This window comes from Yoonia sp. (assembly GCF_014859355.1).
Classification (GTDB): Bacteria; Pseudomonadota; Alphaproteobacteria; order Rhodobacterales; family Rhodobacteraceae; genus Yoonia.
The window spans coordinates 1-16,759 of record NZ_JACUUJ010000050.1; the positions used below are offsets into that span (position 1 = coordinate 1).

The window sequence follows — 16,759 nt, forward strand, 5'->3', positions numbered from 1 at the left end:
ACCGATTGGCAACGCTGTCGCAGCCGTAATCGCGATATGGGGCAAGCGGGGGCCGGGTGCAATCCAACGCGTTTCCAAAGTCTGCGTTTTTTGGTCCGGTCGTTTGGTCGCTTTCTTGGGGTGCAATATCATGTCAGCGTCCATTCCCCCGCTTTCCACCGCTTCAAATCTGCGGCATATGTCCCCTGACACCACCAACCAAGGACCAGACCCATGCACGATATCCGCACCATCCGTGACACCCCCGCAGCGTTCGACGCGGCCCTGTCGCGCCGTGGGATCGCCCCTGTGTCCGCTGAAATCCTTGCTATCGACGAATCCCGCCGCGCCGCGATCCTGGCCGCCGAAACAGCACAGGCCGAGGCGAACAAGGCCGCCAAGGATGTGGGCGCCGCAAAGGCCGCGGGCAATGACGCGGAATTTGAACGCCTGCGCGCATTGGTCGCTGACAAAAAGGCGCAGATCGCCACGCTGACCGAACAGGCCAAGGCCGAGGATGCCCGCCTGCAAGACCTGCTGATCGCCCTGCCCAACCTGCCCGACCCGTCCATCCCCGACGGCAAGGACGAGGCCGACAACGTCGAAATCCGCCGCTACGGCACACCGCGCACCATGGATTTCGCCCCGCTTGAACATTACGACATCCCCGCAATCCGTCCGGGAATGGATTTTGAAACCGCCGCCAAACTGTCGGGCAGCCGCTTTGTGCTGCTGTCGGGGGCCGTCGCCCGCCTGCACCGCGCGCTGGCGCAGTTCATGCTGGACACCCATGTCGAAGACCACGGGTTGCTGGAAACCATCACCCCCGTCATGGTCCGCGAGGAAATGATGTATGGCACAGGCCAACTGCCCAAATTCGGCGAAGACAGTTACCAAACCACAAACGGCTGGTGGCTGATCCCCACCGCCGAGGTGACGCTGACCAATATCGTCAACGGGCTGACGCTGGATGAAACCGACCTGCCCCGCCGCTATGTCGCCCACACCCAGTGTTTCCGGTCCGAGGCGGGCAGCGCGGGGCGTGATACATCGGGCATGTTACGCCAGCACCAGTTCGAAAAGGTCGAGATGGTCAGCATCACCGCCCCCGAAGACAGCGCCGCCGAACACACCGCCATGACCCGCAGGGCCGAGGTGATTTTGGAAAAACTGGACCTGCCTTACCGCACCGTTGTGCTGTGCGCGGGCGATATGGGCGCCGGTGCCACCAAGACCCACGATATCGAGGTCTGGTTGCCCGGCCAGAACACCTATCGCGAGATCAGCTCGGTGTCGGTCTGTGGCGACTATCAGGCGCGACGGATGAACGCGCGGTTCAAACCAACGGACGGTGGCAAGCCGCAGTTCGTGCATACGCTGAACGGGTCCGGCCTTGCCGTGGGGCGCACGCTGATCGCGGTGGTGGAAAACGGCCAGCAGGCGGATGGGTCTGTCGATCTGCCCGCGGTGCTGCACCCCTATCTGCGCGGCAAGACGCGGATCACCGCATCCGGTGATCTGGCATGAACCGTGCGCTCGCCGCGCTGACGCTGCTGGTCACCGCCACCTTTGTGCTGTCACCCGCGCTGACCGCGCCGTTCAGCGGGTTTCGGGCAGATCAGTTGCCGTTCCCGCAGATCAACCCGCCGGTGCAGCCTGCGGGCTATGCCTTTGCGATCTGGGGGCTGATATATGCCTGGCTGGTGGTGTCGGCGGTGTTCGGCCTTTTGAAGCGCGCTGACAGTGCGGCGTGGAATAGCGTGCGCCTGCCGCTGATCATCAGCCTTGGGGCGGGCACGCCATGGCTTGCCGTGGCCAACAACAGCGCCGTCTGGGCGACGGTTTTGATCTTTGTCATGGCGGTCAGTGCCATCATGGCGCTGCTGCGCGCGCCCCGCGCCGACAGGTGGTGGCTGCGCGCGCCGGTGGGGATTTATGCAGGCTGGCTGACGGCGGCATCTTTCGTCGCGCTGGCCAGCACCGCCGCCGGTTACGGGCTGGTCATGGGGCCGCTGGGCTGGGCCTATGCGGGGATCATCGGCGCGCTGCTTGTGGCCGCCATCGTCCAACGCCAGACCGGCGCACCGGGTTACGGGCTGACGGTGATCTGGGCGCTGGTCGGTATTATCGTCGCCAATGGAACCGCCGAAATGGGCGTCAGCGCGCTGGCCGCCCTTGGCATCGGGGCGATGCTGGTGCTGACATTACGCCCTAGCGGTCGCCCGACCCCTTTTTAAGGTGCTTTGACAAGCGCGAGGGCTGCGATGACTTGCGATCCTTGTAAGGGTTCTTGTCGCCCTGATCGCGCAAATACAGCCGGATCGGCGTGCCGGGCATGTCGAAATCTTCGCGCAAGCCATTGACCAGATAGCGTTTATAGCTTTCGGGGACCAGATCGGGGTGCGATGTCATCACCACGAACGCGGGGGGCCGCGTTTTGACTTGCGTGGCATAGCGCATCTTGATCCGCTTGCCGCCGGGTGCGGGTGGCGGGTGCTGTTCCAGCATCCCCGTCAGCCAGCGGTTCAACTGCGCGGTCGTCGCGCGCCGGTTCCATACATCATGCGCGCGCATGATCGCCTGTTGCAGCCGGTCCAACCCCTTGCCTGTCTTGGCCGAAACAGTGACCAGCGGCGCGCCGCGCAACTGCGGCAGCAGGCGTTCGAAGGATTGTTTCAATTCGCGCAGCTTGTCCTGCTTGTCGTCCTCGGTATCCCATTTGTTCACCGCGACAACCACGGCGCGGCCTTCACGCTCTGCCAGATCGGCGATGCGCAAATCCTGTTGTTCAAAGGGAATTTCAACGTCTAGCAAGACCACGACGACCTCGGCAAACTTGACTGCGCGCAGCCCGTCGGACACGGACAGCTTTTCCAGCTTTTCCTGAATCTTGGCCTTTTTGCGCATCCCTGCGGTATCAAAAATCCGCATGGGAACGCCCACACCATCCGGCCCCGCCCAATCGGTCTGCACCGAAATCGCATCGCGCGTGATCCCGGCCTCGGGTCCGGTCAGCAGGCGTTCTTCGCCGATGATCTTATTGATCAGGGTTGATTTTCCCGCATTCGGGCGGCCGACAACGGCGATCTGCAAGGGCTTGGCACGGGTCGGCACGCGCGGTGCGTCTTCGTCATCCTCGCCCACGTCCACGTCAATTTCGGGCGCATCCAATGCGGCGCGTTCTTCATGTTCCTTGGCGATGGGGCGCAGCGCATCCAGCAATTCGCCCATACCTTCACCATGTTCGGCAGACAGGCGAATGGGTTCACCCAGCCCCAGCGCATAGGCCTCAAGTATCGTGGCATCTGCGGCGCGGCCTTCGCCCTTGTTGGCGGCAAGGATTACATGCGCGTTCTTCTTGCGCAGGATATCGGCGAATACCTGATCGGCGGGCAGAACACCGACACGGGCGTCGATCATGAACAGGCAGACATCGGCCATTTCGACCGCGCGTTCGGTCAGGCGGCGCATCCGGCCTTGCAGGCTGTCGTCGGTCGCTTCTTCCAGACCGGCGCTGTCGATCACGGTAAACCGCAGGTCGGCAATGCGCCCTTCGCCTTCGCGCAGGTCACGTGTCACGCCCGGCTGATCATCGACCAAGGCCAGTTTTTTGCCGACCAAACGGTTAAACAGCGTGGATTTGCCCACATTGGGACGCCCCACAATGGCAAGGGTAAAGGTCATGTCGCGGCTCCTGACGGGTATGAAAGGGGCCGATACACCAATTCGGGATCAACGGAAAGCGTGCAATTGCCCGGTCTTGCTGACGACATAGAGAGTTTGTCCGGCAACAACCGGGCTGCTGGCCGCCCCACCGGGCAGATCCAGTGTGCCGATCAACCCGCCAGAGGCCGGGTCAAACTGCCGTATCACCCCATCAGAGGATGCAACAATCAGCCGCCCCCCAGCCAAGACCGGCCCCCGATGTGCAAACACGCTGCGTTGGCGTGCTGTCCGGCCATCGGCGAACCGTGGCAGCGCAACACGCCAAACCACCGCACCGTTGGCCGCATCCAGCCGCAACAATTCGTTCAGGTCATTGATCAGGAATACTGCATCGCCCACTGGCCATACGGGGCCGACGGCGCCTTCTGATGCGGTCCATATCCGATCACCGTTCAGCAGATCCAACGCCACCGTGCGGCCACCAAAGTTACCCACATAGACGCGCGCGCCGTCGATCACCGGATCACCGCCGATATCCGTGATCAGCGATATCGCCCGCCCAAGCCGTTCGCCAGAAATCACGCTGGACCAACGCTGCAAACCGCCCGCGGGAAATGTTGCCACAACTTCCCCTGACGGAAACGGAAAGATCGCAATGGAATCGTTGACCGCTGGGGCCGCGCCGCTGGCGAAATTCGCAGTTGACGGCGTGCCCGTCTGCTGCCAGCGGATCCGCCCGTTGGTCACATCAAGCGCCCAGCCAACACTGTCGCGGGCCACCACATAGACCAGATCCCCCACAACAGTGGGTGCGGCAATAGCAGGCGCGTCCAGTCTTTGCACCCATGCCACACGGCCGGTTGCGGAATCGATCGCCGACACTTCACCAAAACCCGTCGTGACAAATAACTGGCCGCCACCCGCCGCTAATCCGCCGCCCGATGCAGCCGCCGGGTTTGCGCGTCTTGGGGTCAGATCGACCGACCAAAGCTGCTGACCTGATGTTGTTGTTGCCGTGACCTGCGCGCGCGCATCCAGAGTATAGACAACTCCGCCGGCCACAACAGGGTCTGCCGTGATCCGCGCGCGGCGGCTGTCGCCCTGGCCAATATCGGCCACAAACGCCGGTGCCAGTGAAGCCCCCAGCGCGGGATGCGATATCTGATGTGTCGGCCCACCGTTACGGTGCGTCCAATCGGCGTTCACGCGTGCAACCGGCAAATTGATGGGTCTTGCCTCATTAACTTGCGCGGCACTGGCCCGCAGGTCAAGCCGTTCGCCGGGCAGGATCACCTGTTCTTCGCCACAGGCCGCCAACAGGACAAGCGCGAGAACGGCACAAAAGCGTGTTTTACGTGTCAAAGCGCGGTCCAATCCCAATTATTCCGTTATTGCGTCCGGCAAAGGCGCGTCCAGCGCCAACATTGCCATTTGCACACGCTCTTGCAAGCCGCGCGACACATCCGCATCTTCTTCGATCTGGCGCAACAACCCAAGGGCTGCGTCCCGGTCGCCACTTTCCACCGAAAGATACGCCAGCTGTTCCAGCGCCAGCAACCGGTAAGGCTGGCCGGGTGCTGCCAGATCGGTCAGCAAAGCGACCCGATCCGCGGCATCACGTGTCGGCAACATCGCCGCCTTGAATGTCGCCAGATCACGATACATCTGCGGTACCGTGCCGCGACCTGCGATATCGATCAGAGTCTCACGCGCCGCCTCCGCGTCACCGGCTTCCTGCTGCATGGCCGCCAGCAACAGCCCGGTGATGGCCCCCGCGTCATCCCCGGTGCCAATCTGCGCAAAAGCCGCCACCCGCGCTGCAGGATCATTCACGTTCAGCGCGGCCAAAAGCGCATCACCCCGGGCTTCGGCAGCGGCCCGGTCCTGCGCGTTGCGATATTCAAACCAGGCGGCGCCGCCAACCAACACCAGCACGCAAACCACAGCAACCCAGCCGTAGCGTCGCAAATAGCCATAAAGCTTTTCGCGCCGGACTTCTTCTGTCACTTCGTTAATGAAACTGTCCGCGTTGCTCACTCAAGCCCCCATAATGCGCGTTTGCGCGATCCGCTGTTTCGGAATACATATCGCGAAGCCCGCCAGATGGACAAGAGCAGAGCGATGATTTGCAAAAATGGTCTTGGGGCAGTGCAGAAAACCTTGCTTGCAGCATCGCATGGATTTGTTTAATTTGAACCGATCAGTTTAGTAATTTTTTGATCCAGGGAATATATCGACCACGTAAGTAATAAAGAAATGGTTTCGCACATCAGCCTGTAAACCACCATGAAAGCTGCTTTATGAAGATTTTCCCTGTCATCACCGCATTGGTCGTGTGCGTCACCCTTTACTTCACCGTCTTTCAGCGCGATCTTTTGTTCAAGTTCGCCGGGGCAACACCGACAGAAGAAACTGCCAGCGACAACGCCGATAACGCGGCCCCCGACGCAACCGAATCACTGGAAGGTGTGCGCGTTGTTGCCATGCGGTCCGCAGCGCAGACCATTGACAGTGCCGTGATTTTGCGCGGTCAGACCCAGGCCGCCCGCGAGGTGACAGTCGCTGCGGAAACATCGGGCGCCGTCATTTCGGAACCGTTGCGCAAAGGCGCATTCGTTGATGCCGGTGACGAACTTTGCCAGCTGGATCCCGGCACGCGACAAGCATCACTGGCCGAAGCGCGCGCGCGGCTGGCCGAGGCGGTCAGCCGTGAACCCGAAGCAGAAGCAGGCGTCATCGAAGCCGCGGCCCGTATCCGCGAGGCCGAGGTCAATTTGAATGCAGCGCGCCGCTTGTCACAGGATGGGTTTGCTTCTGAAACGCGGCTGGTCAGCGCAGAGGCCACAATGGAATCCGCGCAAGCCGGTCTGCAACGTGCAAATTCGGCTGTCGCTTCGGCGCGTGCGGGCATCCAATCGGCCGAAGCCGCCGTCGCCACTGCCGAGCGTGAAATCGAACGCCTGCACATCATCGCGCCTTTTGCCGGTTTGCTGGAAACGGATACGGCCGAACTTGGCACGCTGATGCAACCGGGCAGCCCCTGCGCGACCATCATCCAGCTGAACCCTATCAAACTGGTGGGTTTCGTACCTGAAACCGAAGTCAGCAAAGTGACGGTCGGGGCGATGGCTGGCGCCCGGCTGACCAATGGCCTGCAGGTGCGTGGACAGGTCAGTTTTGTGTCGCGCAGTGCCGATGACCTGACCCGCACCTTTCGGGTCGAAGTGACCGTGCCAAATGCGGATCTGGGCATTAGTGACGGTCAGACTGCCGAAATTATCGTCGCGTCGGATGGCCGGACAGCGCACCTGCTGGCGCAATCAAGCCTGACGCTGGATGATAACGGCGTGCTGGGCGTGCGGACGATCACGCCCGAAAAGAGTGTCGCATTCATGCCGGTCACATTGCTGCGTGACACAGCCGACGGTGTCTGGGTCACGGACCTGCCCGACGTTGTTGAGATTATTACGATCGGGCATGAATTTGTCACCGACGGTGTGCGCGTCAACCCGACTTATACCGAGGCCAAGGGATGACCGGATTAGTTGACTGGGCCGCCGCCCGTGCGCGGATGGTGATTGCCTTTATTGGCCTGTCTCTTCTGGCGGGTGCCGTTGCTTATGTCGGCCTGCCAAAAGAAGGCGAACCCGACATTGAAATCCCCGCGATTTTCGTGTCGGTGCCCTTTCCTGGCATTTCGGCCGAAGATGCAGAAAGCCTGCTTGTCAAGCCGATGGAAACGGAACTGTCCGATCTGGACGGTTTGAAAACCATGTCCTCGACCGCCGCCGAAGGCTATGCCGGTGTGGCGTTGGAATTTGAATATGGTTGGGACAAGACCAAGACGCTGGCCGATATCCGGCAGGCCATGAACAACGCCCAAGGCAAATTTCCCAACGGGGCCGACCAGTATTCGATCAATGAAATCAATTTTTCCGAATTTCCGATCATCATTGTCAATCTGACGGGCGACGTGCCCGAACGCACGCTGATCCGCGTCGCCAAGGACTTGCAGGAACGCATCGAAGGGCTTGATGCCGTGCTAGAGGCCGGTCTGGCCGGCCAACGCGACGAAATGCTTGAAGTCGTGATCGACCCGCTGCGGCTAGAGGCGTATAACGTCACGGCGGGCGAACTTATTGGTGTTGTCACCAATAACAACCTGCTGATTGCCGCAGGCGAGATCGAAACCGCCCAAGGGTCTTTTTCGGTCAAGATTCCTTCGTCTTTCAACGATCCAAAGGATGTGTATTCGCTGCCGGTCAAAACCAATGGTGACCGGGTTGTGACGCTGGGTGATCTGGCGACAATCCGCCTGACATTCGAAGACCGTGTCGGCACCGCCCGTTTCAACGGGATCAACACCGTGGCCCTGCAAGTGGTCAAGCGCAAGGGTTACAACCTGATCGACACCGCAGCACTGGTCAAGGATGTGGTCGAAACCGAACGCGCCAGTTGGTCGCCCGAACTGCAAGCGGCCGTCACAGTTGGCACATCGAATGACCAATCGCGCAACGTGGCGTCGATGGTCAGCCAGCTGGAAGGGTCGGTTCTGACCGCCATCGCGCTGGTAATGATCGTGGTGCTGGCAGCCCTTGGCACACGCCCTGCCCTGCTGGTGGGTTTCGCGATCCCGACGTCGTTCCTTTTGTGTTTTGCGTTACTGGCGGTCATGAATATTACGATTTCCAATATCGTGATGTTCGGTCTGATCCTGGCCGTGGGGATGCTGGTGGACGGCGCGATCGTGGTGGTCGAATACGCCGACAAGCGGATCAGCGAAGGGTCAGGCCCGATGCACGCCTATACCGAAGCTGCCAAGCGGATGTTCTGGCCGATCATTTCGTCCACGGCAACGACGCTTTGCGCGTTCCTGCCAATGCTGTTCTGGCCGGGCGTTGCGGGGCAATTCATGGGGATGTTGCCCGTGACACTGATTTTCGTGCTTTGTGCATCGCTGGTCGTAGCGCTGATCTATCTGCCCGTCATGGGTGGCGTCACCGGCCGGATGAGCCGGCTTTTCGGCAACGCCTCTGACGGACTGCGCGCACGCCTGCCTTGGGGTGTCAACGCTCTGCTTGTGGTGCCTGCGATCATGGTGGTTTTCACCGGCGCGATGCTGACGCTGAACCCCGGCTATCTGTCGGGCGCAGCGGTGCAAACAGACGGATTTATTGCATCGCTGCCCGGGATCATTCTGTTTTTGGGGGGGGCTGTGTTCTTGTCGATCACGATGGGCGCCGCAAGGATAGAACGGCCTGCCAAACGTATCAGGGCTGGCTATCAGCGCAGCCCCTTTGGGCACCTGATGTATTTCATCACCGGCAACCCGGTGATGCCGCTGGTTGCGGTTGGCGCGGTGATTTTTTTCGTGGTCTCGATCTTTGGTTATTACGGCGCCAATAATAACGGCGTTGAATTTTTCGTCGAATCCGAACCGGAACAAGCCATCGTCTATATTCAGGCGCGCGGTAATCTTTCCTTGTCCGAAAAAGACGCGCTGCTGCAACAGGCCGAGGCGATCACGCTGGGCGCACCCGGTGTGCAAAGCGTGTTTGCCTTTGCCGGTGAAGGCGGGCTGAATTCCAACACCGGCGGCGCCGAAGGGCCATCAGACGCAGTTGGCCAGATGCAATTGCAACTGATCCCCTGGGAAGACAGGCCCACCCTGTCCAAACCCATCCGTCTGCTCGGGTTCATCCCGTGGACCAGCACGCAGGTGAACCCCGATTTTGACGGCAATACCGTGCTGGCAAACCTCGAAGCAAAACTGGCAACCATTCCTGGCATCCGGTTCGAGGTACTGAACATGGCAGGCGGACCGGCCTCTGCCAAACCGGTGCATTTGCGCCTGAAAAGCGACAATTGGCCCGATCTGATCGCCGCCACCAAAACCGCGCGCGCGCACTTTGAAAAGACGCCGGGGCTGATCACCATCGAAGACACAACGCCCTTGCCGGGCATTGACTGGCAAATCGACGTGGATGTCGCCAAAGCCGGGCGCTATGGCGCGGATGTGGCGACGGTTGGCGCGATGGTGCAGATGGTCACACGCGGGATTTTGCTGGATACCATGCGCGTTGATACCTCGGACGAAGAAATCGAAATCCGCGTGCGCCTGCCCGAACAGGACCGCGTTTTATCAACGCTTGACAGCCTGCGTGTGCGCACCTCTGACGGGCTGATCCCGCTGTCCAACTTTATCACCCGCACGCCGGTGCAAAAGCTGGCAAAGATAGATCGTGTTGACCAGAAACGCTATTTCGACGTCAAGGCGGGGGTCGGGTCGGGCTTGTTCAGCTTGTCTTCTGCCGATGGCACGCTGCTTGGCGTCCTGCGCGAGGTTGACAACGCCAGCGCCCCGGCCGATCTGACGAAAAACGACAGCCGTTATGCGCTTGTGTCACAGACCGACGCGGCCAATCCAGAAGCGTTGAGCGCTGCGGCGACGTCGGGCACGATTGCCCTGATGAACCCCAATGAACGTATCGCGGTTTTGACTGAATGGCTCAAATCAAATCCCTTCCCCGGCACGGTTGAATGGGAATGGACCGGCGATCAGGAAAATCAGGCCGAAAGCCAGCAATTTCTTGCCGTCGCCGGTGTAGCCGCCCTTGGGCTGATGTTCATTATCCTGCTGGCGCAGTTCAACAGCTTCTATAATGCGGTGCTGGTGCTGATGGCTGTGGTCATGTCCACCGCCGGGTCACTTGTGGGCATGTTGGTCATGGGGCAACCGTTTTCGATTATCATGACGGGCACAGGGATCGTGGCATTGGCCGGGATCGTGGTGAACAACAACATCATCCTGATCGACACCTATCAGGAATACAGTCAATATATGCCCAAATCAGAGGCGATCACCCGCACCGCCGAAGACCGTATTCGCCCTGTGCTTCTGACGACGATCACGACGATGGCCGGGCTTGCACCTATGATGTTCGGACTAAGCCTTGATTTCATCAATGGCGGCTATTCCATCGACAGCCCGACCGCGATGTGGTGGAAACAACTGGCGACGGCGGTTGTATTCGGATTGGGCATTGCAACAGTGCTGACGCTGATATTCACGCCGTCCATGCTGGCGCTGCGCGTTTGGGTTGTCACATATGCGCATTGGCTGGCGCAATTCCTGGCGAAACTGTCCTTTGGGCGCAGCAGCCGTGCCGCGCAGGATTGGGCATTGGCCCGGCAGGCCAGCCAGATCAAGGCACCAGAGTTAATCTGGACAGAAGAAGATGCAGCCCTTGCCCCGCTGCCGGCCAAAAGCCCGCTGCAAGCCGCCGAATGACAAAAGCCGGATCCGCAAAACGGTCCGGCTTTTTTGTGAGTGACACATGAAAAACGTGACGCGACAGACTGTTTGATCAATCAGACACTTTTTTCACGAATTCGGATTTCAGGCCCATTTGGCCAAAACCGGCGATCTTGCAATCAATGTCATGATCCCCGCTGACCAGCCGGATGCCGGACACTTTGGTGCCAACCTTCAACGGCGTCGATGATCCCTTGACCTTCAGATCCTTGATCACCGTTACGGTGTCGCCATCCTGCAAGATATTGCCCACGCTATCGCGGACCACGTCAGCAACATCATCGGTATCAGCGCCGGACCATTCGTGCCCACAAGACGGGCAGTTCAACAAGGCATCAACCTGATAGGTAAAGGCGGCGCCACATTCGGGGCATGGGGGTAATGTATCAGTCATAGCCGATCCTATACGCCCCACCCTGCGCATTGACCAGATGCGAATTAGCCCATTCCCGGCCTCTTTTCAGCCGCCCTTGGGCAGGCTTTTACCCGTCGGCGGCAACGACAGCGTGCGTTTCTTCTTCCGACTGGCGGTGCCATAGCTGGGCATAGCGGCCCTGCATCTCTAACAGCTTGTCGTGGGTGCCATGTTCGACGATCACGCCATCTTCCAGCACGACGATCTGGTCCGCATCCGCGATCGTCGACAGCCGGTGCGCGATGGTAATCACCGTGCGCCCCTCACCCATGGCCTTCAGCTCGGCTTGAATTTCACGCTCTGTTTGCGTATCCAACGCGCTGGTTGCTTCGTCCAATAACAGGATAGGCGGATTTTTCAGCAGGGTGCGCGCGATGCCCACCCGCTGCTTTTCGCCGCCCGACAGTTTGAGCCCGCGTTCGCCCACGGTCGTCTGATACCCGTCGGGCAAACTGATGATGAATTCGTGAATTTTAGCGGCCTTGGCGGCAGCAACAATTTCAGCCTCGGTCGCATCAGGGCGGCCATAGGCGATATTGTAATGCACCGTGTCATTGAACAACACCGTATCCTGCGGCACAACACCGATCAGGGCGTGAAGGCTGGCTTGGGTCACGTCGCGCACGTCTTGACCGTCAATCAGCAGCGCCCCGCCGGTCACATCATAAAACCGGAACAACAGTCGCCCGATGGTCGATTTGCCCGACCCCGACGACCCGACAATCGCCACGGTCTGCCCCGGTTGCGCATCAAGGTTAATTCCTTTCAGGATCGGGCGCGCCGCGTCATAGCCAAAGGTCACACCATCCAGCGTCACGCGGCCCCCGCTGACCTGCAAATCCGCAGCGCCGGGTTTGTCGGTCACTTCCGCAGGCTGGCCCAGCAGATCAAACATATCGCCCATGTCGATCAACGCTTGGCGGATTTCGCGGTAAACCGTGCCCAGAAAATTCAGCGGCATGGTGATCTGGATCATATAGGCGTTGACCATGACAAAATCACCCACTGTCAGATCGCCACGCTGCACGCCCATCGCGGCCATGATCATCACCGCCACCAGCCCGCCGGTGATCAGCAGAGACTGGCCAAAATTCAAAAACGCCAGCGAATAATTCGTGCGGATGGCAGCGTTTTCATATTGCGCCATGGCACGGTCATAGCGGTTCGCCTCCCATTGTTCGGCGCCGAAATATTTGACCGTTTCAAAGTTCAGCAGGCTATCGATGGCCTTTTGGTTGGCGTCGGTGTCCTGATCGTTCATGATTTTACGTATCTTGACGCGCCATTCGGTGACTTTGAACGTAAAAATCACGTAAAGCGCGATCGTCGCCACCACGACAGCCAGATACCAGACATCGAACAGAAAAAACAAAACCACGGAAATCATGACCAGTTCCAGCAGCAGCGGCCCCATGCTGAACAACAGGAACCGCAGCAGGAAATCGACACCCTTGACCCCGCGTTCGATCACACGGCTTAACCCGCCGGTCTTGCGGGTGATGTGATAGCGCAGGGACAAGCGGTGAATATGGGTAAAGGTTTCCAGTGCCAGTTGCCGCAGCGCCCGCTGGCCGACGCGGGTAAAGATCACGTCGCGCAACTGTTGAAAGCCCACGTTCATCAGCCGCGCAAGCCCATAAGCCAGGGTCAGCCCGACCGCGCCAAACCCCAGAAACGTTGCCGCAGATGCGGTTTCAGGGGCCAGCGCATCCACCGCCTGTTTATAGAAAATCGGCGTGCCGACCGCGATCACCTTGGCCAGCAGCAAAATCAGAAGCGCAGCAACCACACGCCGCTTTACCCATCGTTGCCCTTCGGGCCAAAGGTAGGGCACGACACGCTGGATGACAGCGATGCCTTGCACTTTCGAATTTTCTAGATTGGCGGCAGTCTTTGTCAGGCGGCGCATCGCATTCTCCGGCTATCGGCCCCCTTAGTTAAGGGGCTGCGCCACCAATGACCAGCCCCGTGGTCAGTCAGCGTTGTTGGGAATGCGAAAGATTTGCCCCGGATAGATCAGGTCAGGATCCCTGATCAGATCGCGGTTTGCCTCGAACACTTTGACATAGAAAATCCCCTGCCCCAGATTTTGCTCTGCAATGGCCCAAAGCGTTTCACCCGGCTGCACGGTGCGCACGGCCACTTCAAATCCGACGCGAGTCGTTTCTTCGGCCAAGGCGGCCGCCACGTCGCCCGCTTCTTCACGCTTGAACGGCGTCTCGATCCGCGACACGACGCTGCCTGCGGCGTTCACTTCATCAATGCGCAATGTGTAGATACCCGTCGCAACCTGCGGCAGATCAACCCGGAAATCACCAGTCTGCGTCACGGGCGATGTGACAATCGGCTGGTTATCCAGATACACCTGCACCTCGCCCGGCCCTGTTGCGCGTCCCGTCAGTTGTATGTCACCGTCAGGGTCATAGGTGATTGCATCAAGTGCCACATTGGCGACAGGTTGCGGCGCTGCCTGCACAACGCTGATCCCTGCCTGATCCGCTTGCAAGACAGTGGGCACCGCTGGCGCATCAGGCGCGCCCCCCGCCACGTCCGGTTCGGGCGCTACATCCTCTGGCGGGGGGGCAACAACCGCTGGCGAAGGCGGGGCTGACGCCACCTGTTGAACCGGCGCAATGGGCGCCACAATATAACTGGTTTCAGACATGATCGCGGCCCCGTCAGGATCAACCAAAAGAGACAGGCGCCGTGGCACATCTGCGGGACCAGCCTGCGCAAAAGCCACGAAATTACCTGAGGCATCAGCTATGACCTGCGCAATCACCACCCCCCCCAGAACCACATCAACCTGTTGGCCCGGCATCGCCCGCCCGGCGATCAACATCGCGCCATCCAGTTCCACCCGGAACGTATCGAAGCGAGGCGCCAGCGGCGTTTCTAGTTCTGGCGTCGCAGGTGCGGCATCTGAAACCACCGGCGCCGGTGCGACGGCCTCTTGCGTGGTGACTACCGCTTCGGGGGCAGGTTCAACCGCAGGGTCAGGCAAAAAAAACAAGCCGACCATGATCAAAAGCACCGCGCTGAGCGCGCCCAGACCGATCCGTCTGGCTTGCGATTGCTTGTTATCCGTCACGATATGCCCTTCTGGAAGCGGCAAATGTGGCATCCACACCCACATCTGGTTGAGCAACCTTAGCAACACCGCTATCAACGGTCAAAGCGAAGCTGCATGATAAGGACCTGAATATGACCACATTTCCAAAATCCGTTTGTGTTTATTGCGGCTCACGCGACGGCGGCAACCCTGCTTATGCCGCGGCAGCTACACAGACAGGTCAAATGCTGGCCGCGCATGGCTGGCGGCTGATCTATGGCGCGGGCGATGTCGGCCTGATGGGCCGGGTCGCCAAGGCCGTGCAGGCCGCAGGCGGCAAGACTTTTGGCGTGATCCCGACGCATTTGATGGAAAAGGAAGTGGGCAAGCGCGATCTGGACAGTTTCGTGATCACCGAAACCATGCACGAACGCAAAAAGGTGATGTTCATGAACGCCGATGCGGTGGTCGTGATGCCCGGCGGGGCCGGATCGCTGGACGAATTCTTTGAGGCGCTGACATGGCGGCAGTTGGGCCTGCACGCCAAGCCGATCATCCTGCTGAATATCGACGGTTTCTGGGATCCGCTGAAATCCCTGCTGGATCACGTGGTCGCCAGCGGCTTTGCCGATGCATCGTTGTTGTCATTCGTTATCACCGCCAATGATGTCGCCACACTGGAAACCGCGCTGCGCGACGCGCTGGCCTGATCAGCCCATCAACGCCTGATAACGGGTCAGGCTGATATTTGACCCGCAGGCGATGATACCCAGATGCCGCCCCGCCAGATCATCCGCCAGCGGGCCAAGAATGGCCGCCAGCGATGCCGCACAGGCCGGTTCTGCCGTTATCCGCAGGATCTGCTGATAGTGATCCATCGCGCGCAGCATCTCCGCATCCGCGATCCGCACGATCCGGTCCACATGGGCGCGCGCCACGCCATAGGAATAGGGCATCGCCAGCGGCGACCCCAAGCTGTCGGCGATGGTGTCAACGCTTTGCAGCCGCACCGGATGACCTGCTGCGAAGCTGCGCGTCATGCTGTCGGCGCCAAAGGGTTCCACCCCGATCACTTGCGCATCGGGGCGCATCTGTTTGATCACACAGGCCATCCCGCTGATCAGCCCGCCACCCCCGATAGGCACGACAAAGGTGTCGATCTGCGGCGCCTGAGCCACATATTCATACCCGCAGGTCGCTGCCCCCAAGGTCATGTGCGGGGCCTCGAAAGGGTGCATCAGGGTGCGGCCCGCGTCGGCGGCCTGCGTCATGGCGGCAAAGGCGGCGGCCATGTCATCAAACAGGTCCACCGTCGCGCCCAGCGCCTCGCAGCCCGCGATGCGCGACGGATCGGTCGCGCGCGGCATACATATCAGTGCATCAACACCCGCCTGCTGCGCCGCCCATGACACCGCCAGCGCATGGTTGCCCCCGCTGGCCGCGACCACACCCGCAGCGCGCTGCGCATCGGTCAGCCCGGCAATACCCAGAAACGCGCCGCGCGCTTTGAACGATCCGGCCTGCTGGAACAGCTCCAACTTGACCGTCGCGCTGGCGCAATTGGGCAGCACACCATCCCAACGGGCCGATGCCAGCGGCAAAACGGGGGTGCGCAGCACGATCCCATCCAGCGCAGCGGCAGCAGTGATGATTTCTGATAGGTCCGGTCCGGTCATAGTATTCCCCAAAACAAAAGGCCCGCAGGGTGTCCCACGGGCCTTGTGACTTGTCCATCGCGAATGGCTTACATGCGCGAGGCGACGTTTTCCCAGTTGACCAGATTATCAAGGAAATTGGTCAGATAGGCGGGCCGCTTGTTGCGGTAATCGATGTAATAGGAATGTTCCCACACATCACAGCCCAGCAGTGTTGTCTGGCCAAAGCAGATCGGGTTCACGCCGTTTTCGGTTTTCGTGACCTTCAGGCTGCCATCGGTATCACGCACCAGCCACGCCCAACCTGACCCGAACTGACCGGCGCCGGCAGCGGCGAATGCTTCCTTGAACTTGTCTACGGACCCAAAGCTGACGTTCAGCGCGCTTTCCAGCTCGCCCGGCATCTTGCTGTCGTTCGGGGTCATCATTTCCCAGAACTGGTTATGGTTCCACAACTGGCTGATGTTGTTGAAAATACCGTTTTGCGCGGTGGCGCTGGGCTCGTAAGTGCCCTTGATGATCTCTTCAAGGGTCTTACCTTCCCACTCTGTGCCTTCAATCGCCTTGTTGCCATTGGTGACATAGGCGTTGTGGTGCAGGTCGTGGTGAAATTCGAGCGTTTCCGCCGACATGCCTTTGGCGGCAAGGGCGTCATGGGCATAGGGAAGATCGGGAAG

13 protein-coding genes are annotated in these 16,759 nt (G+C 60.1%); 5 read left to right on the forward strand and 8 right to left on the reverse strand.

What is annotated here, in order from left to right:
• Nucleotides 1-213 precede the first annotated feature (213 nt).
• Together serS and IBX59_RS13440 are read left to right on the forward strand one after the other, a co-directional pair.
• Nucleotides 214-1,506, forward strand: a complete 1,293-nt coding sequence (serS, locus tag IBX59_RS13435) for a serine--tRNA ligase (protein ID WP_296376408.1) — start codon at nt 214-216, stop codon at nt 1,504-1,506.
• Nucleotides 1,503-2,216, forward strand: a complete 714-nt coding sequence (locus IBX59_RS13440) for a hypothetical protein (RefSeq protein WP_296376410.1) — start codon at nt 1,503-1,505, stop codon at nt 2,214-2,216. The genes serS and IBX59_RS13440 overlap by 4 nt, the downstream gene beginning before the upstream one ends.
• Here the strand turns inward: IBX59_RS13440 and der are convergent.
• Genes der through IBX59_RS13455 form a run of 3 tightly spaced genes read right to left on the reverse strand, consistent with a single transcriptional unit; the run spans nt 2,191 to nt 5,682 of the window.
• The gene (gene der, locus IBX59_RS13445; RefSeq protein ID WP_296376413.1) at nt 2,191-3,663 is read right to left on the reverse strand and encodes a ribosome biogenesis GTPase Der; all 1,473 of its coding nucleotides are present in this window, start codon (nt 3,661-3,663) and stop codon (nt 2,191-2,193) included. The genes IBX59_RS13440 and der overlap by 26 nt on opposite strands.
• 48 nt (nt 3,664-3,711) lie before the next feature.
• The gene (locus IBX59_RS13450) at nt 3,712-5,007 is read right to left on the reverse strand and encodes a PQQ-like beta-propeller repeat protein (protein WP_296376416.1); all 1,296 of its coding nucleotides are present in this window, start codon (nt 5,005-5,007) and stop codon (nt 3,712-3,714) included.
• An 18-nt stretch (nt 5,008-5,025) separates the two neighbouring features.
• Nucleotides 5,026-5,682, reverse strand: coding sequence for a tetratricopeptide repeat protein (locus IBX59_RS13455; protein WP_296376419.1), 657 nt, complete (start codon nt 5,680-5,682; stop codon nt 5,026-5,028).
• Nucleotides 5,683-5,945: 263 nt separating this feature from the next.
• Here IBX59_RS13455 and IBX59_RS13460 point away from each other — a divergent pair, with 263 nt between their 5' ends.
• Together IBX59_RS13460 and IBX59_RS13465 are read left to right on the forward strand one after the other, a co-directional pair.
• On the forward strand, nt 5,946-7,181 hold the full coding sequence (locus IBX59_RS13460) for an efflux RND transporter periplasmic adaptor subunit (protein WP_296376421.1): 1,236 nt from the start codon (nt 5,946-5,948) through the stop codon (nt 7,179-7,181).
• Nucleotides 7,178-10,936, forward strand: coding sequence for an efflux RND transporter permease subunit (locus IBX59_RS13465; protein WP_296376423.1), 3,759 nt, complete (start codon nt 7,178-7,180; stop codon nt 10,934-10,936). Before IBX59_RS13460 ends, IBX59_RS13465 begins: the two co-directional genes overlap by 4 nt.
• 76 nt (nt 10,937-11,012) lie before the next feature.
• Here the strand turns inward: IBX59_RS13465 and IBX59_RS13470 are convergent, their stop codons facing one another.
• From IBX59_RS13470 to IBX59_RS13480, 3 genes are all read right to left on the reverse strand, one after another.
• A complete protein-coding gene (locus tag IBX59_RS13470; protein ID WP_296376425.1) occupies nt 11,013-11,354 on the reverse strand; it encodes a zinc ribbon domain-containing protein YjdM in 342 nt (113 codons plus the stop codon).
• 88 nt (nt 11,355-11,442) lie between these two features.
• Nucleotides 11,443-13,284, reverse strand: a complete 1,842-nt coding sequence (locus IBX59_RS13475; RefSeq protein ID WP_296376428.1) for an ABC transporter ATP-binding protein/permease — start codon at nt 13,282-13,284, stop codon at nt 11,443-11,445.
• 63 nt (nt 13,285-13,347) lie between these two features.
• Nucleotides 13,348-14,466, reverse strand: coding sequence for a LysM peptidoglycan-binding domain-containing protein (locus tag IBX59_RS13480; RefSeq protein WP_296376430.1), 1,119 nt, complete (start codon nt 14,464-14,466; stop codon nt 13,348-13,350).
• Between the two features lie 113 nt (nt 14,467-14,579).
• Here IBX59_RS13480 and IBX59_RS13485 point away from each other — a divergent pair, with 113 nt between their 5' ends.
• Nucleotides 14,580-15,137 (forward strand): TIGR00730 family Rossman fold protein, encoded by a 558-nt coding sequence (locus IBX59_RS13485; RefSeq protein ID WP_296376433.1) that lies wholly within the window; start codon nt 14,580-14,582, stop codon nt 15,135-15,137.
• Here the strand turns inward: IBX59_RS13485 and IBX59_RS13490 are convergent, their stop codons facing one another.
• Both IBX59_RS13490 and IBX59_RS13495 read right to left on the reverse strand, forming a co-directional pair.
• On the reverse strand, nt 15,138-16,103 hold the full coding sequence (locus IBX59_RS13490) for a threonine/serine dehydratase (protein ID WP_296376435.1): 966 nt from the start codon (nt 16,101-16,103) through the stop codon (nt 15,138-15,140).
• Nucleotides 16,104-16,171: 68 nt separating this feature from the next.
• The coding region (locus IBX59_RS13495; protein WP_296376437.1) for a superoxide dismutase at nt 16,172-16,759 on the reverse strand (588 nt) is incomplete at its 5' end.

Bases quoted from the DNA above. Each gene is read 5' to 3' on its own strand.
- serS (WP_296376408.1), top strand. From the start codon at position 214: ATGCACGATATCCGCACCATCCGTGACACCCCCGCAGCGTTCGACGCG.
- IBX59_RS13440 (WP_296376410.1), top strand. From the start codon at position 1,503: ATGAACCGTGCGCTCGCCGCGCTGACGCTGCTGGTCACCGCCACCTTT.
- der (WP_296376413.1), bottom strand. From the start codon at position 3,663: ATGACCTTTACCCTTGCCATTGTGGGGCGTCCCAATGTGGGCAAATCC.
- IBX59_RS13460 (WP_296376421.1), top strand. From the start codon at position 5,946: ATGAAGATTTTCCCTGTCATCACCGCATTGGTCGTGTGCGTCACCCTT.
- IBX59_RS13465 (WP_296376423.1), top strand. From the start codon at position 7,178: ATGACCGGATTAGTTGACTGGGCCGCCGCCCGTGCGCGGATGGTGATT.
- IBX59_RS13470 (WP_296376425.1), bottom strand. From the start codon at position 11,354: ATGACTGATACATTACCCCCATGCCCCGAATGTGGCGCCGCCTTTACC.
- IBX59_RS13475 (WP_296376428.1), bottom strand. From the start codon at position 13,284: ATGCGCCGCCTGACAAAGACTGCCGCCAATCTAGAAAATTCGAAAGTG.
- IBX59_RS13485 (WP_296376433.1), top strand. From the start codon at position 14,580: ATGACCACATTTCCAAAATCCGTTTGTGTTTATTGCGGCTCACGCGAC.
- IBX59_RS13490 (WP_296376435.1), bottom strand. From the start codon at position 16,103: ATGACCGGACCGGACCTATCAGAAATCATCACTGCTGCCGCTGCGCTG.